Annotated in this window: 1 pseudogene; it reads left to right on the plus strand. The window is 55.1% G+C overall.

Annotated features, from left to right (window positions below):
- Window positions 1-140 (plus strand): annotated as a pseudogene (locus BGK49_RS30695) (IS91 family transposase); the annotation flags it as partial.
- Window positions 141-272: the final 132 nt, after the last annotated feature.

The raw sequence follows: 272 nt of genomic DNA on the forward strand, positions 1-272 counted from the left end.
GTTCCTGAGTCGTGACCCGTTCGAATGCGTGCTGTGTGGCGGCCGGATGGTATACCGCCGGGCCATCGCGGGACTGAATGTGGAGGGGCTGAAGAAAAAACGCGCGGGATATCAGTCTGCTGAGGTATATGCCGGCCTGACACAGGCTAAGTGTGCCCGGGAATCGGTGCAAGTATAAAAAAACAGCCTGTTGCGGTATAAGAATCGACCATGCAGAGAGAGAAAACACCGGAGTGGAGGGAAAAGCAGAAAAGCTCACGTGGCATAAGGCG

The sequence above is a fragment of the Shigella sp. FC1544 genome (assembly GCF_001722145.1).
GTDB lineage: Bacteria > Pseudomonadota > Gammaproteobacteria > Enterobacterales > Enterobacteriaceae > Escherichia > Escherichia coli.